This window comes from Metabacillus sp. YM-086 (assembly GCF_048059995.1).
GTDB lineage: Bacteria > Bacillota > Bacilli > Bacillales > Bacillaceae > Metabacillus > Metabacillus litoralis_B.
In genome coordinates, this window is sequence record NZ_JBLUOI010000046.1 from 1 (window position 1) to 15,743 (window position 15,743).

19 protein-coding genes are annotated in these 15,743 nt (G+C 35.9%); 10 read left to right on the forward strand and 9 right to left on the reverse strand.

Translation table 11 applies throughout. The annotated features are described in order from the left end of the window. The coding region (locus ACEWK1_RS17910; protein ID WP_416636548.1) for a HesB/IscA family protein at nucleotides 1–125 on the forward strand (125 nt) is incomplete at its 5' end. Between the two features lie 56 nt (nucleotides 126–181). Here ACEWK1_RS17910 and yumC read toward each other — a convergent pair. After that, nucleotides 182–1,174: a ferredoxin--NADP reductase 2 gene (gene yumC, locus ACEWK1_RS17915; protein WP_121663308.1), complete on the reverse strand. Its 993-nt coding sequence runs from the start codon at nucleotides 1,172–1,174 to the stop codon at nucleotides 182–184. Nucleotides 1,175–1,574: 400 nt separating this feature from the next. On the opposite strand from yumC, the gene ACEWK1_RS17920 reads away from it, so the two are divergent. From ACEWK1_RS17920 to ACEWK1_RS17940, 5 genes are all read left to right on the forward strand, one after another. Then, nucleotides 1,575–2,789 (forward strand): NAD(P)/FAD-dependent oxidoreductase, encoded by a 1,215-nt coding sequence (locus tag ACEWK1_RS17920; RefSeq protein ID WP_251397663.1) that lies wholly within the window; start codon nucleotides 1,575–1,577, stop codon nucleotides 2,787–2,789. A 336-nt stretch (nucleotides 2,790–3,125) separates the two neighbouring features. After that, a complete protein-coding gene (locus ACEWK1_RS17925) occupies nucleotides 3,126–3,611 on the forward strand; it encodes an NUDIX domain-containing protein (protein WP_416636544.1) in 486 nt (161 codons plus the stop codon). A 152-nt stretch (nucleotides 3,612–3,763) separates the two neighbouring features. Further along, complete coding sequence (locus ACEWK1_RS17930) at nucleotides 3,764–3,886, forward strand: YuiA family protein (RefSeq protein WP_251397659.1); 123 nt, start codon at nucleotides 3,764–3,766, stop codon at nucleotides 3,884–3,886. Nucleotides 3,887–3,962: 76 nt separating this feature from the next. Then, the gene (locus ACEWK1_RS17935) at nucleotides 3,963–4,283 is read left to right on the forward strand and encodes a YuiB family protein (protein WP_121663305.1); all 321 of its coding nucleotides are present in this window, start codon (nucleotides 3,963–3,965) and stop codon (nucleotides 4,281–4,283) included. Between the two features lie 234 nt (nucleotides 4,284–4,517). Beyond that, nucleotides 4,518–5,249: a 3D domain-containing protein gene (locus ACEWK1_RS17940; protein WP_121663304.1), complete on the forward strand. Its 732-nt coding sequence runs from the start codon at nucleotides 4,518–4,520 to the stop codon at nucleotides 5,247–5,249. Between the two features lie 25 nt (nucleotides 5,250–5,274). Here ACEWK1_RS17940 and ACEWK1_RS17945 read toward each other — a convergent pair whose 3' ends face one another. Together ACEWK1_RS17945 and ACEWK1_RS17950 are read right to left on the reverse strand one after the other, a co-directional pair. Continuing rightward, complete coding sequence (locus tag ACEWK1_RS17945) at nucleotides 5,275–6,063, reverse strand: cobalamin-binding protein (protein WP_121663303.1); 789 nt, start codon at nucleotides 6,061–6,063, stop codon at nucleotides 5,275–5,277. Between the two features lie 11 nt (nucleotides 6,064–6,074). After that, complete coding sequence (locus ACEWK1_RS17950) at nucleotides 6,075–6,554, reverse strand: divergent PAP2 family protein (protein ID WP_098795547.1); 480 nt, start codon at nucleotides 6,552–6,554, stop codon at nucleotides 6,075–6,077. Between the two features lie 198 nt (nucleotides 6,555–6,752). On the opposite strand from ACEWK1_RS17950, the gene ACEWK1_RS17955 reads away from it, so the two are divergent. Continuing rightward, entirely contained in the window at nucleotides 6,753–8,261 is a 1,509-nt protein-coding gene (locus tag ACEWK1_RS17955) for a leucyl aminopeptidase (protein ID WP_251402801.1), read from the forward strand. A gap of 275 nt (nucleotides 8,262–8,536) precedes the next feature. Further along, nucleotides 8,537–9,871: a Na+/H+ antiporter family protein gene (locus ACEWK1_RS17960; RefSeq protein ID WP_121663301.1), complete on the forward strand. Its 1,335-nt coding sequence runs from the start codon at nucleotides 8,537–8,539 to the stop codon at nucleotides 9,869–9,871. Between the two features lie 28 nt (nucleotides 9,872–9,899). Here the strand turns inward: ACEWK1_RS17960 and ACEWK1_RS17965 are convergent, their stop codons facing one another. Next, nucleotides 9,900–10,064, reverse strand: coding sequence for a hypothetical protein (locus ACEWK1_RS17965; RefSeq protein WP_162987450.1), 165 nt, complete (start codon nucleotides 10,062–10,064; stop codon nucleotides 9,900–9,902). Between the two features lie 181 nt (nucleotides 10,065–10,245). Between ACEWK1_RS17965 and ACEWK1_RS17970 the strand changes: the two genes are divergently transcribed. Next, a complete protein-coding gene (locus ACEWK1_RS17970; RefSeq protein WP_251402798.1) occupies nucleotides 10,246–10,788 on the forward strand; it encodes a DUF6241 domain-containing protein in 543 nt (180 codons plus the stop codon). Between the two features lie 59 nt (nucleotides 10,789–10,847). On the opposite strand, the gene ACEWK1_RS17975 is transcribed toward ACEWK1_RS17970, so the two are convergent. Beyond that, complete coding sequence (locus ACEWK1_RS17975; RefSeq protein WP_212137664.1) at nucleotides 10,848–11,435, reverse strand: biotin transporter BioY; 588 nt, start codon at nucleotides 11,433–11,435, stop codon at nucleotides 10,848–10,850. 115 nt (nucleotides 11,436–11,550) lie between these two features. Here ACEWK1_RS17975 and ACEWK1_RS17980 point away from each other — a divergent pair, with 115 nt between their 5' ends. Further along, entirely contained in the window at nucleotides 11,551–12,150 is a 600-nt protein-coding gene (locus ACEWK1_RS17980) for a sulfite oxidase-like oxidoreductase (protein ID WP_121663298.1), read from the forward strand. Between the two features lie 348 nt (nucleotides 12,151–12,498). Here ACEWK1_RS17980 and ACEWK1_RS17985 read toward each other — a convergent pair whose 3' ends face one another. The 4 genes from ACEWK1_RS17985 to ACEWK1_RS18000 all read right to left on the reverse strand — a co-directional run bounded on the left by ACEWK1_RS17985 (nucleotide 12,499) and on the right by ACEWK1_RS18000 (nucleotide 15,580). Then, nucleotides 12,499–12,672, reverse strand: a complete 174-nt coding sequence (locus tag ACEWK1_RS17985) for a YjfB family protein (RefSeq protein WP_121663297.1) — start codon at nucleotides 12,670–12,672, stop codon at nucleotides 12,499–12,501. Nucleotides 12,673–12,786: 114 nt separating this feature from the next. Continuing rightward, entirely contained in the window at nucleotides 12,787–12,978 is a 192-nt protein-coding gene (locus ACEWK1_RS17990; RefSeq protein WP_121663296.1) for a hypothetical protein, read from the reverse strand. Between the two features lie 110 nt (nucleotides 12,979–13,088). Then, nucleotides 13,089–14,222 carry an alanine dehydrogenase gene (gene ald / locus ACEWK1_RS17995; RefSeq protein ID WP_251402794.1) on the reverse strand — a complete coding sequence of 378 codons (1,134 nt, stop codon included), beginning with the start codon at nucleotides 14,220–14,222 and terminating at the stop codon, nucleotides 13,089–13,091. A gap of 125 nt (nucleotides 14,223–14,347) precedes the next feature. Next, nucleotides 14,348–15,580, reverse strand: coding sequence for a PucR family transcriptional regulator (locus ACEWK1_RS18000; protein WP_251402791.1), 1,233 nt, complete (start codon nucleotides 15,578–15,580; stop codon nucleotides 14,348–14,350). Nucleotides 15,581–15,743: the final 163 nt, after the last annotated feature.

Genomic DNA, 15,743 nt, shown 5'->3' on the forward strand with positions numbered 1-15,743 from the left:
TTGATTATAAGCAATCAATGATGGGCGGCGGCTTTACAATTGATAATCCAAATGCCATAGCAAGCTGTGGATGCGGATCATCGTTTAGAACAGCTACAAACACTGGAACGCCTGAAAATTGCTAGACATTCATGAATGATAGAAAAAAGCTGTTTACTTTTGTGGTAAACAGCTTTTTCTATTAACTAAATAAACTCGTACTGTGTAATGGCTGGACACGTGCTTTTGGATCCATATATGCCTTAGCATTGTTAACTGCTGTTGGAGCCTCACCAAATCCACTTGCAATTAGTTTAACCTTGCCATCATAAGTACAAATATCTCCAGCTGCATAAATTCCTTCAATGTTCGTTTCCATTTTGGAGGTAACAACAATCGAGTTTTTCTCAATTGTTAAACCCCAATCTTTAATGGGCCCAAGTGAGGAAATAAATCCAAAATTAACGATTAGATCATCAATTTGTAAGACTTCTTTTCGATCTCCTTTCACTTCCTCTAATACTACTTGAGAAATTTCCTGCTCTCCAATTAGCTCAACAGGAACAAATGGAGTTAAAACCTGTACCTTCGATTTCATCAATAATTCAACACTATGTTCATGTGCTCTAAATTTATCTCGTCTATGTATTAAACTTACACTTTTTGCAACAGGTTCGAGCATTAATGCCCAGTCAACGGCAGAGTCTCCACCGCCAAGAATAGCAACATTTCTTTCAGCAAATTTATTTAAATCATCAACAAAGTAATGTAAATTTTGATTCTCATATTTTTCACTTTCCTCAAGCTCGAGTTTGCGAGGCTTAAAAGCACCATTGCCTGCTGTAATGATGATTGTTTTTGTATAATGAACTTCATTATTAGTGGTTAATTTAAATACTCCATCAGCTTGTTTCTCAACTTGTTCAACAGCTTGATCTAAAACAACTGTTTGCTCAAACTGACCCATTTGCTCCTTCAAATTGTCTACAAGCTCTTGAGCTCTTATTTTTGGGAAGCCTGCAACATCATAGATGTATTTTTCAGGATATAATGTAGAAAGCTGACCACCTAATTGTGGAAGGCTCTCAATGATTTTTACACTTGCCTGTCTCATTCCACCGTAGAAGGCAGTAAATAATCCAACAGGTCCACCACCAACAACGGTAATATCATAGACTTTAGGATCTTCTTTCATATCTCATCCTCCTTTAAATTTTATTGTGAAAATCCATAAACTTTCACTTGAAATGAATGACAATCCATAAGACAAAATTCTTCCTTTTTCGCAGTTTAAAAACGCATTGAATAAAAGTAGTATCAAAAATCCATGTATTATAAATTATACGAAGAAAAAAACATAGTCTTTTGTTAGAAAAAATAACTTGAAAAAATATTGTTGAATGGCTAATATGATCTATAGGTGTATTTATATATATTATACGTAGCAGATACCAAGGTATGCATTGGTAAGTGAATGTTTTCACAAAGTTTTATCTCTTAAATAAAAATAAAATTGTGGTTTTAAGTCGAATATAGTAATAGACATTATTCGATTCAATTCAACAATTTTAAAAAGAAAAGGTGGATGTATTTCGGTGAAAAAACCAAGAGTCGTTATATTAGGTGCAGGTTATGGTGGGTTAATTACAGTTACACGTTTACAAAAATTAATTAGTGTTGATGAAGCAGATATCACATTAGTGAACAAAAATGACTATCACTATGAAACAACATGGTTACATGAGGCTTCAGCTGGTACGTTACATCATGACCGTGCTCGTTACCAAATCAAAGACATTATCGATACAAATCGTGTGAAGTTTGTTCAAGATACAGTTGTATCAATCGATAAAGAAGCGAAGAAAGTTGTTTTAGAAAATGGTGAGGTTGAATATGACTATTTAGTTATTTCACTAGGTGCTCACCCTGAAACATTTGGCATTCAAGGTTTAAAAGAGTATGCATTCGGAATCACAAGCATTGACTCTGCTAGACAATTACGTGAGCATATTGAATATCAATTTGCTACATATAACATGGAAGCAGAAAAGAAAGATGAGCGTTTAACAATTGTTGTTGGTGGAGCTGGCTTCACTGGTATTGAATTCTTAGGAGAGCTTGGAAACAGAATTCCAGAGCTTTGTAAAGAATATGATGTTGACTTTAAAAAAGTACGTATTATCTGTGTGGAAGCAGCGCCAACAGCATTACCAGGATTTGACCCTGAGCTAGTTGAGTATGCTACGAATCACTTACAGAAAAAAGGCGTAGAATTCATGATCGGTACAGCTATTAAAGAATGTATCGAAGAAGGAATTATCGTTGCAAAAGGTGAAGAATTAGAAACAATTAAAGCAGGTACTGTTGTTTGGGCAGCTGGTGTTCGTGGTAACAGCGTTGTGGAAGAAGCTGGATTTGAAAACATGCGTGGTCGTGTAAAAGTTGACCCACAATTACGTGCGCCGGGACATGAAGATGTATTCATTATTGGAGATTGTTCTTTAATCATCAATGAAGAAATTAACCGTCCATATCCACCAACAGCACAAATTGCTATGCAACAAGGTGAAACATGTGCGAAAAACCTTGCATCAGCCATTCGTGGTCGTGGAGAAATGGCATCTTTCACTCCAGATATTAAAGGATCTGTTGCATCATTAGGTGAAGACGATGCAGTTGGTGTTGTATTTGGTAAAAAATTAGTAGGTACTAAAGCTTCATTTATGAAGAAAATGATTGATAACCGTGCTTTATACATGGTTGGTGGTCCTTCATTAGTATTGAAAAAAGGAAAATTCAACATTTTATAATAGTGGTGAAAAAGAGACGAAGGCATTTGCCTTTGTCTCTTTTTTAAAAGGTAAGAAAGTATAAAATTTTGTACGTAGTTTTAGTGTCTAGCTCCAGCAGTCTGACTTTTTGGCAAAAAGTCAGATGCCTAGCCCCGAAGCACAGGACGTGCAAGTGCAGTCAATGCGACAGGACGTCGCGTTTTTGACTGCCTCGAGGTCATAAGCCAATTTGGATAGAAGGCAAAGAGAGCGCCTTCTATTCCAAATCGTCTTATGCTTGTCGGGGCTGACCAAGGCGCTTGCGCTTTTCTTATTTCTCTATGTGTTAAAATAATAAAAAAGGGGGGCTCTATAATGACTGAATCCAAAAGGGGAAATGTATGGTTGGCTGTATCGGGAATAGTTACTAATCATGAAGGAGAATGGCTTGTTGTTAAAAAGAAATATGGTGGACTCAAGGGCAAATGGTCTTTTCCGGCTGGATTTGTTAATGAAGGGGAAACCATTGATGATGCTGTTTTACGGGAGATTAAAGAAGAAACAGGCATCTCGGCTAGTATAGTTGGAGTTGTCGGAATTCGTTCAGGGGTAATAAAAGAAGTGATTAGTGATAACATGGTCATTTTTTCATTATCGGCAGAATCAAATGAAATACAGGTACAAGAAGAGGAATTAGAGGAAGTAGCTTTTATACATCCTAAAAAGTTAGTAGAGGACAAAAACTCATCTCTCTTAATCACGAAACTAGCATCTGACGTCATTGAAGCAAAGTTAAATAAATATGATCAATTTAATCCTGGGGATCATTTTGGATATACAACATATACTATGTTTTTATAATATTCGCAAAACTATGATAAAGAGAGGATTTTAAAGAAAATCTTAAATGTATTCGCTTACACAAACTTTTTTGTCAGATTTCCTCCCTTTATAATTGTCAGAATAATTGGTATATTATTAAAAACCACTACGATCCTAAAGGGGAGACAGAAATGAACACAATAAAGGTTGATACAAAGGAATGCCCATATTGCTCTGGAAAAGGATATTTTCAACTAATACTAGGTGGCTCTGAAACATGTAATAACTGTGATGGTACAGGGAAGAAGTCATAAAACGTTCACTGACAAAGCATTGACTGTCTATCGTTAGTTCAGTACACTTAATAGTGGTGTAATGGAGGTGATAGGCATGTTGAGCTTACCGGTTTTATTAATTTCCATGTTATTATTTTTAGTCTTATTTTTTGGTATTGGATTTTTATTGAATATGCTTTTACGCATGTCTTGGATTATGGCTATTGTGTATCCAATTGTATGCATTTTCATAGTAGATAACGTCAAATTTATAGAGTATTTTAGAAGCCCTAGTGATTCATTCTCACAATTAGGGGATAAAATAATGTCATTAGCTTTAGCTGATTTATTAATTTTATCCTGCGGACTAATCGGTGCGATTCTCTCAGGAATTATTATTAAAATGCTTCGTAAAAGAGGCTACCAGATGTTTTAATATACTTATCAACAAAAGTCTGACAATGAATTGTCAGGCTTTTTCTGTCTTTTAGGACATTAAAAACTGCAGAAATTAGTATAACGCTAGGATATCCAGCTGACGAGGCACTTTCGCTTTGTTCCTTTTGAATTCAAAAAAACAGAGCTGGTAAAATATACTTTTCTCTATTTTGAATACTTTTTTCACAATCTGGGAACGAATAGATTTGTGAGAGGAGTGTTTAGGAAACATATGATCAGTATAAAGAGAGTTAGTAGAAGATTAATCATGACATTATTATTTCTAGGAGCATTAACAACAACATATAGCGCAATTTCAGGTGTTGAGGCTAAAGATCTCTCCAGTTGGTATTATAATCATAATGAGGATTTTAATGAAAAACTAGTTCATACACACACTGAAGCTGAAGAAAATGAAACTTTCCGTTTTCTAGGACTTACCTTTAAAGCTATGAACAGTGAACCATCGATTAGAACACAGGTGTCTTCAAGTGTTGAAGCAGTTAATCAAGAGGTTTCACTGGAAGAAGCAATTGATTGGTCACAGTATCCGACTAGAAAGGTTGTGGCAACTGGTTATACGGCAGGTGTTGAGTCTACTGGAAAGCAGCCCGATCATCCTAGCTATGGAATTACCTATTCCGGAGTAAAAGTAAAAAGAGATCTATATTCAACAGTTGCTGCAGATTTAGATGTGTTTCCTATTGGTACTATACTTTTTATTCCAGGCTACGGATATGGAGTTGTGGCAGACAAGGGTGGAGCCATTAAAGGAAACAAATTAGATTTATATTATGAAACCGTTAAAGAGGTTTATAATAATTGGGGTAAAAAGCAAATAGAAGTATACGTTGTTCAAATGGGTGATGGAACATTAACGGAACAACAATTAAAAAATTTAAACGAAGATGAATCAATGCAAGTGTTTAGGCAAAAATATATAAAAAATAAGACAAAAAGCTAATGAAAAAGCATTAGCTTTTTGTCTTTTAATTAGGACGGGGATAAATATCAGGATGCAACAAATAGGCAAGTTTTTGTAAACCAAGGATAAGCCGTGGAGAGGGACGGCAAAACAATGATTCCTCTAATAAATGGAGTTGGTTCTTTTGAACGGCTTGAAGGGTTTGTGCCCTTTCCCTTTTTAGTACATGTGACAATTTCATTCTAGATTGCTTAACTCCAACCCAGCATAAACAAAAATATTCTGGGTCTCGATTCAGGACATCGTCCCATGTTGTCTGTACGCTAGCTAATTCAACATCTTCAAAAATGTTTCTTGCTCCTGCTAATCTGCTTAGCTCAGTTAACCAGTTGATTTGTCCGGGGGAAAATATTGGGTTCGGCCACCATTCAAAGAAAATGGAAGGTGGGTTTGGTATCTCATCAGAAATTTCCTTATATGTTTGAAGAGTAGCTTGAAAATTTTTTATAACATCTTCTGCTTCCTTTTGCTTTCCGGTTAATCTACTTAACGTGTGAAGATCATTGGAGATATCTTGAAATGATTGAGGGTTAAAAACAATATGCGGAATTTTCCTCTTTTCCAATTCTTCAATGTTTTTTTCCATTCCAGGAACACTAAGAGAAGCTAACACTAAATCAGGGTGGTATGATTCCAACCTATCCATATTAATGGAAAGGTCTGGGCCTAAACGTGGAAGATGTGATAAATCCAGAGGCCAATCAGAGAAATCATCCAGGGCGACTAATTGCTCCTTTAAACCAAGATAAACTGCAAGCTCCGTATTGCTGGGACAGATGGATATAATCCTCATGTAAAGCCTCCTTACAGAACAAAAAGGTAGTGTAACAATAGGGCTAGAAGAATACCAGTTAATCCTCCAAAAAATACTTCAATCGGCTGATGTCCAAGTAGCTCCTTCAACTTTTTTTGTTTATCTTGTTCAGCCTTTTTAGGCCATACCTTGGCTTCCTCAACAAATCGGTTAAAGTCAAGAACAAGCTGATTAAGAACGGTTGCTTGTTCACCAGCGTGACGTCTTACTCCTGTTGCATCAAACATCGTAATGATCGCAAAAATAGCAGAAATAGCAAAAATGGATGAACCAAGTCCGTGATCAAGAGCAACTCCTGTTGAAAGTGCAGTTACAGCTGCTGAATGAGAGCTTGGCATTCCCCCAGTGCTTGTAATTAGTGACCAGTCCAGCCTCTTTGAAACAAAGAAATAGATCGGTACCTTAATAAACTGTGCAAAGAAAATGGCTGCCAGTGCAGCAAGTAAAGGAAAGTTGTACAATAATTCCAAGATTAAGCTCCTTTCGTTTTTAGGTCAGTTATGTAGTATAAAAACTCTTAATAGAAAGAGAATTGCTAAAAAGATTTTCTTCATTATAGCATATACATTGTCAGAATAAGGTGAAGTTTGGTAGTTGGATTTGTCATATTACACTTTTTTAAATATGTGCTATACAATAGAGATACATACATAATGGAGGTGCTATGATTGTTTAAAGTTATACAAGCAGCAAATGCAAGTGAACTTAACGATAACGATACATTAGTTATAGGGCTATATCAAAAAACGAGCAAACTCACTGGATATGCAAAAGAACTTGACGAGAAATTAAATGGTCAAATAACAGAGTTAATGAAGGACGGAGATCTCTCAACAAAATATAAATCCGTTACTAAACTACATACCCTTGGAAAACTTGCTGTAAAACGTATCTTCTTTGTTGGCTTAGGGAAAGAATCAGACATTACATTTTTTCGAGTAAAAAAAGCTTTTGGAGAATTATTTCAGACGATTCAACAAGCAAAGCTCCAACATATAAGTGTAGCGATAGACACGTTCATAAATGAAAGAATCAACGACGTTGAAGCAGCACATGCTCTTGCCGAAGCTTTCTCCTTATCAACTTATAAGATTTTAGATTATAAACAAAAATCAAATGAACCTGAAAAAAATATTGAAAATATTTCTGTATTGACTGAAAAGGAAGATAGCCTTGAAATGAAATCTGCACTTGAAGTTGGTTATGCTTTTGGTGAAGGAACAAATAGTGCAAGAACGCTAACTAATATGCCACCAAATCTTCTAACAGCTACAGAGCTTGCTTCTTATTCAATTGAATTAGCAAACAGATATCAATTTGAATACGAGGTTTTGGAAAAAGAGGATATGGAACGACTTGGTATGGGAGCTCTCCTAGCGGTCAATAAAGGATCAGAAGAGCCACCTAAAATGATTGTCTTAAAATATCAGGGAAAAGAAGAGTGGACAGATGTAATTGGACTTGTAGGAAAAGGAATTACCTATGATACAGGTGGCTACTCCATTAAGCCAAAGGATGGAATTGTCGGGATGAAAACGGACATGGGGGGAGCAGCATCTGTGCTTGGAGCTATGCAGATCATCGGTGAAATGAAGCCTGAACAAAATGTTGTAGCAGTAATCCCTTCTACAGATAATATGATTAGTGGTGGTGCATTTAAACCTGATGATGTGATTGTGTCATTAAGTGGAAAAACGATTGAGGTTTTGAATACTGATGCAGAAGGTCGATTGGCGCTTGCTGATGGGATTACATACGCAAAATTTCATGGAGCTAGTTATTTAGTTGACGTTGCTACATTAACAGGTGGCGTAATTATTGCGTTAGGAACAGAAACAACTGGTGCTATGACTAATAATGAGGAGTTTTTTGAACAAGTTCTTCAAGCATCACACGAATGTGATGAACCAGTCTGGCGTTTACCGATATTTGAAGGCGATAAAAAACGTGTTCGAAATAGTCAGATGGCCGACTTAAACAATTCTCCTGGTCGTGAAGGGCATGCCATTATGGCAGGAACGTTTATTGGGGAATTTGCTGAAGGCACTCCATGGGTACACCTAGATATAGCAGGAACAGCTACAACATCCAAAAAATCCGAACTTGGCCCAACAGGTGCAACTGGCGTAATGGCTAGAACATTAGCTACTTTAGTAGAGAATTTTGAAGTGAAATAAAGAAAGAGGACCGACATATGTGTATGTTGGTCCTTTTTTCGTGATTTTGTCGAAAATCAAATATATAGAGCAAAGCGGCAAATAAAAGTTCATCATTAGCAAATAAATACTAAGAATCGTCAAATAAAACTTCAAAACTAGCAAATAAATGATCAAAATCGTCAAATAAATTCTCCTTTAGCAATTGACAGGCTCGAAAAAAGTATGGTAAATTAATTTTCGTTGTTTAATTCTCTACCATATTAGTAAACTAAAGGATTTTGGGGGTTTTATTTTTGAATGCAGTCATTATTGCTGTTTTTGCTATGCTTATTTTAAGCTTATTAAGAATAAATGTTGTTTTTGCACTTGTGATAGGCGCAATAATTGGAGGACTAACAGGTGGTTTGGATTTAGCCACAACAGTAGATACCTTTACAACAGGTTTGGGAGGCAATGCAACAGTTGCGCTAAGTTACGCATTGTTAGGAGCATTTGCAGTTGCTCTAACAACTTCAGGACTACCAGATGCTATGGTATCCTCAGTTATAAAACTAGTAGGTCGTGACGGTGATACAAGAAGAAAAGCTTTATCAAAAGCACTAATTGTTTTTATGATCTTAATCATGGCTATTTTCTCACAAAATGTCATTCCTGTTCACATTGCTTTTATTCCAGTGCTTATTCCACCACTATTAAAAGTACTGAATGAGCTTCAAGTTGATCGCCGTTTAATTGCAACTGTATTAACATTTGGGTTAATTACTCCATATATGTTCTTACCTGTAGGGTTTGGGGCGATTTTCCATGAAATTATGCAAACGAATATGCAGGAAAGCGGCTTAACGGTTTCGTTATCAGATATTCCCTCTGCTATGGCAATACCTGCAATTGGGATGGTATGCGGTTTGTTAATAGCTGTTTTCTTTACATATCGTAAGAAAAGACAATATGAAACTCGTGAATTGGCTGGGCAGCAGTCAGGTCAAACTTATACAAAGAAAAGTATCACTGTAGCAGTAGTGGCGATTCTAGTTTCACTTTCTGTACAACTCTATCTTTCTCAGAAACTTGGAGTAGAAGGAATGATCTTCGGTGCATTAGCCGGTTTAAGTGTTTTATTTCTTGGTGGTGTCTTAAAACGAAACGAAGCAGATTCGATCATGACTTCAGGTATGAAGATGATGGCTTTTATTGGGTTTGTGATGATTACAGCTTCAGGGTTTGCTAGTGTTCTTAAAGAAACTGGTCATGTTGAAAAGTTAGTAGAAGACGCAGCAAATCTAATCGGGGGAAATCAAACAATTGGGGCCATCCTAATGCTGATTGTAGGCTTGCTCATTACGATGGGGATAGGCTCTTCATTTTCAACGATTCCAATCATTACAACGATATTCGTTCCATTATGCATGGAGTTAGGTTTTAGTCCAATGGCAACAATTGCTATTGTTGGGACAGCTGCAGCACTAGGAGATGCAGGATCTCCTGCTTCTGATAGTACATTAGGTCCAACATCAGGACTGGCTGCTGACGGAAATCATCATCATATTTGGGATACTTGTGTTCCAACCTTTGTTCACTATAATATCCCGTTAATTCTTTTTGGATGGATCGCAGCCATTTTACTTTAAGCTCATGAGCAGAAAAAAACTTGGTCTATTAAACCAAGTTTTTTCTGTCTATTTTTAATCTCTCCAGTAACTCCTCATCATCCCATTCTAGTATATTCTCAATTACATCGGGATTTTGTTTGATGAACTCTCTTTCAAGTTGTTCTCTTTCATTTATATCTAAAAAATATCTTTTGATGACTAAAGCCTTCATTTTTTCACACCCTCTTTGTTTACTCTACTATCTTTATAACCAAAACTAGTATTTATTATACATTCATACTAACAAATTAGTAAAAATGTTTAGATGTGATTTCTTTCGACAAAGTCTTCTCTTGTCTCTATTAAATTATCCATTGTATCATAGAACTATCCTTTTTTAGGGGGTTATTTCCATGTCATGGATGAAGGAAAACAAAATACTTGTTGCTAGTGTGATAGTAGGAGCAATATGTTTAGGATGTTTTAGTGTCATTATGCTAGATATGGTAAATTCAAAAGCTGTATCTACTACCCAAGCTGATAGTGAAGAAAAAACATCAAAGGAGAAGGTTGATAAGGCTTCAGAGGAAGGTAATCTAGCTGAAAATCCATTCGGAGGCAAAGAGGCTACTGAGTTAACAGAGGAAGATATACTTAATTATATGCATGGTATGTCTCATCAAAAAGTAATTGCCGAAGAAAAGTGGCTTCATTATGAAATGACAACTGAACGAATAAACTATCTTATTGCAGTTGTTGAAAATGGTCAATATGAAAATGAAGAAGTATTTTTAGATATTTTACATAGGTGGTCGGTTGATGATTTCTCAGAAGCTGACAAAGATCATAATAAAATTTGGAGAATTCAAGGAGGTACAATCGGAGAGGCGACAGGCGTAATGACGGCTGAGCAAGAACAGCTTTACCTTGAGGAAAATAAAGGTTCAATTGAATAAGGTTAACAAAAACATGTTAAAAAACACCAAGGCTTTATCAAATGCCTTGGTGTATTCATTTAAGCCGCTATTCTTTTTGATGTTGCTTTTGTTACTGCAAAATAAATACGTGGAGCAATAAATGCACCTACAATGGTAAAAGCTACATCTTTTACAATAAACCAAGCCATAATAGCCCAAGCAGCTCCATAGGACATAGGAGCATTAATCCAAACATTTAATGCAAGCCACATATAGGTTGTGCCGACAAGATAAATAAGTGAGATTCCAACAAATGAGGCTGTCATAAATGTAGGAAGCTTCTTTTCTTTACTGAATTCAATCACTTTACCCGCTGCATAAGCTGCTACAATATAAGATATAATAAATCCACCAGTGCTTCCAAATATCACACCAATTCCACCGCTAAATTGTGCAAAAACAGGTGCTCCTGCAATTCCTACTAGTGCATATACGATCATTGATAAAGCACCAAGTCTGCTCCCCAATAATAAACCTGCTAAAATACAAAAGAAAGGCTGCATAGATAAAGGCACACCCGCTATTTCAAGAAATGGTGCCCAAGATGTTATGTTTGCTCCAATTGCCATTAAAGCAGCAAACATTCCAACCAATGCAATATCATATGTAGTTAATTTCTTTTTCATTGTTTATCCCCCTTTTTGATATAATCCTTAAAAAAAGAATAATAGACCGACGAAACATTGTCAACCGGTTTTTAGAATAGGTTAACATTAAAAATAAAGAGAGGGATTCAAATAAATGTACTTTGGTAAAAAAAGAAAAACATTTACATCGGACCGTGTACCACCAAATCAAAACGTAACAACAACCTTTCCAGTTTTACATACGGGTAATGTTCCGTACTATGAGGATATAGAGAAGTGGAATTTGCAAATTTATGGACTTGTAGAAAACCCGAAGCTATATTCACTACACGATCTAAAAACGCTTTTTCCTCAATCAAACTTAACTAACGATATTCACTGTGTAACAGGTTGGTCCAAACTTGATGCTAGCTGGCAAGGTATAAAAACCCAGGACCTTTTGAAGGACATTAAGCTTAAGCCAAAGGCAAACTTTGTGATTATACATGCTGAAGAAGGCTGGACAACAAATCTTCCATTAGAGGATTTTATGAAAGAAACAAGCTTACTTGCCTATGCCTATAATGATGAACCTTTAACACCTGAGCATGGATTTCCATTGCGGGCAGTTATTCCTCATCTTTACTTCTGGAAAAGTGCTAAGTGGGTGAGAGGGATTCAATTTACTGAGAAAAATCATCCTGGTTTTTGGGAAAGGAATGGATATCATATGCAAGGAGATCCTTGGAAAGAAGAAAGGTTTAGCTTTGATTAAGGAGTTATTATATGAGAAGCTATCCTGATAAAATAAATACGGGCAAGACGTGGGTGTCTTGTAGTAAAAGTGAGTTAGGATGATAGTTTGGTCTAGTCTTGCCCGATACACTCATAATGACCAAACTGCTAGGTGAATATAACTAATTCTTCCTAATAGTTTTAGTGTTATTTCGACAGTTCTAAAGGAATTTGTAGCAATTCGTCGTTAAATGAAAAAGGACGGAAAAATAATTGGGGTTTTATGCAAATACAGAATAAATATTAGGTCACAATACTATTATTTAGAAATAAGTCCAGGAAATTTTATCATTCCTGGGCTTACTTCTAGCGTTTCTAAGACGATGTTTTATCCTTTTACATCAATCACATTGCCGTGAGTTGGGTGTGGAGCCTGCATAACTTTTAATAACTGCTCATTACTTTGCTGTGAAGTTTCCATTACTTTTTTTGCTAAGGCAATACTAACATTTTGACCTAAGGATGCTTGGCTCAATCCAATTGATAATGCTGCAATATCCAATACGTTCACCCCCCTTAAGTTTTGTATCGGTTAGGATAACAAAAGTTAAAGTGATGATATAGTATAAAAAAAGAGCTATGCATAAGCTAGCTCTTAGAAGTAGAATGTATGTTGTTACACTTGCTCTAAAATATCTGCTGTTTGACCGCATTGTTGAAGAGCAGCTTCTACTGATTGTAATGAACTTTGAATTCTTTCTCGATTAGAACCTTGCTCAACTGTGTTAAGAGCATTTTGTAATGAGGATTTTGCTGTTTCTAATGCTGAACAAGAATCCTGAACATAACCTCTAGCATTTTTTTGCATGAAAATACCTCCCTTTCCAATTCATCTTAGTTTGTGAAAAAACACAAAATAATATGTGAGATATTTCTATACATAAAAAAGAGACAGAATATTCTGCCTCTCTTAACCGCTTAGTTCATTAAATGCTCTTTTTGTAATACTTCCTCAACTGTTTTGTAAGTGTAACCTAGGTCTTGGGCTACTGCTTTATAAGTGATTTCTCCTGCAATAACATTCACACCCTCTTGAAGAGCAGGGTTTTCATTAATAGCTCGATATGCACCTTTATTTGCAATTTGTAGCGCATAAGGAACAGTTACATTTGTTAATGCGATGGTTGATGTACGCGGAACAGCCCCTGGCATATTAGCAACTGCATAATGTAAAACTCCGTGTTTTTCGTACGTTGGATTGTCATGAGTTGTAATATGGTCAACAGTTTCAACAATACCACCTTGATCAATCGCAACATCAACGATTACAGAACCTGGCTTCATTGCTTGAACCATTTCTTCTGTTACAAGTGTTGGTGCTTTAGCCCCTGGAATTAAAACAGCACAGATTAACAGATCAGCTTCTGCCACAGCAGTTGCGATGTTCATTGGGTTTGACATCAATGTTTTAATTTGTGTTCCAAAAATATCATCTAATTGACGTAAGCGTTCAGCACTTAAATCAATAATTGTCACATCTGCTCCTAGGCCAATTGCCATTTTCGCAGCGTTTGTTCCGACAACTCCACCACCAATGATTGTTACCTTTCCGCGGTTTACTCCAGGAACACCAGCTAGTAGGATTCCCTTACCACCTTTAGGTTTTTCAAGAAATTGGGCACCGATTTGTGCAGCCATACGTCCGGCTACTTCACTCATTGGAGTTAGCAAAGGAAGTGTGCGGTTAACTGTTACTGTTTCATAAGCAATAGCCGTTACTTCGCTTTTCTTTAATGCTTGAGCTAATTCAGGCTCAGCAGCCAAATGTAAATAAGTGAATAAAACTAAACCTTTTCTAAAGTAAGCATATTCAGAAGGGAGAGGTTCTTTTACTTTCATCACCATTTCAGCTTCTGCCCATACTTTTGCAGCTTCTTCTATGACTTCTGCTCCAGCGAAGACATAATCTTCATCTTCAAAACCGCTACCTACACCTGCATTATTTTCAATTAACACGCGGTGGCCAGAAGCAACTAGTTGTGTTACACCACCTGGAGTTAAAGCTACTCGGTTTTCATTGTTTTTAATTTCTTTCGGTACACCAATAATCATAAAAAACCTTCCTCCTTTAAAAGCCAATATTTAAAAGTTTCTATTTATTAACGCAAGTATAAATAAAATTCAGATAAATATCTTTGTTTAAAAATGAGAAAGGTTTTGCGCCTTTTTGTGAAAAATCACAAAGACATTCGATCAAGCTTTAAGTTTAAGTAAATTGTGATTTTTTGATTCATGTTTTTTAAGTTTAATTCTGCTATTTCAGAAATCCTTTTTAATCGATAGTTCAATGTGTTGATATGAATATTTAATGCCTTGGAAGCTTCATGAACATTGCTGTCGTGGTCAAGAAACACTTCGAGTGTTCGAACAAGGTCTGTGCCATGCTGTTTGTCGTATTCCTTTAATTTATAGAGAGGGTAATGGATATAACCGGTTTGTTTTCGTTGTTCAAATAAAATGTCTAAATATTGATAAAAGCCTAGTTCTGAAAAACTATTTAAATTGCTTGTTTCACTTGGAAATCGCTTTTTTAATGAGAGAACCGCAAGTGCCTCTTTGTAGCTTTTTTCAATAAAAGTTGAATCTGTAAAGATTCCTCCAATACTCGCTGTAACGTCTTTATAAGAATATCTCTCATGTAATTGGCTAAGTGTAGATGTAGTAAATTGCTTAATATCTGTTAAAGCTGTGTCACTTTTTCCTGATAATAAGATAATTAGCTCATCAAAATCAATTGTAAAAAGCAAAATGTTCACTTGCTGAGTTGTTTGTAATAAGTATGTTAGTTTTTTTTCAGCTTCATCATTTAACTCCTGTGGGAACTTAAAGATAACAACCGAAAAGGGAGATGGTAACTGTAAGTTTAATTCATATAGGCCATCTGTAATTTCGTCTTCAGTAGATATATGACCAGTTAAGAGCTTCCAAAAGAACTCCTGATTTCTTTCTATCTTTTTGTTTTTTCGAACCTGAAGATTTAACATCTTGTTTTTTACAGCTTGTGCAGCCTTTTTTAATAGAAGTAAATCAGATTCTTGAAGATGTCTTTCGATTTCCAAAGCCCATATAAATCCTAGTACTTCATCATTTTTCCAAATAGAGATGGCAATTCGATTTCCAAGACCCACCTCATCAATGGTTTTCACTCTAATTGGTTCATCTGTTTTTAATAGCTTAGGGATTGTCCCATCTTTCCAAAGACTGTTAATCACTTTTTCAGGAACACGTCTGCCGATAATGGTGGAAATTCGGGCTTGATCTGTTCGGTCATCGTGTGTACTGTAAGCTAATAATCTATGATTAACATCTTCAATGGTAATCGGACATTGAAGCACTTCACTTATTTTTTCCGCCACATCCTCTAATCTTTCAAAATGGTATTTAAATGGATCGTAAGAACTTCCCGTCATTTTATCCCTACTTTATAAACAATTTATATATGTATATTCTGATTTAAGAGTAGTATTATGGTACATGTTTGTCAAAGGTCATTTGTGGGTGGGGGTCGAGATATTCTGATGAATAAGAATAGCTATGAGATACAGGGATGGATATAATTGTAATGAACGTATG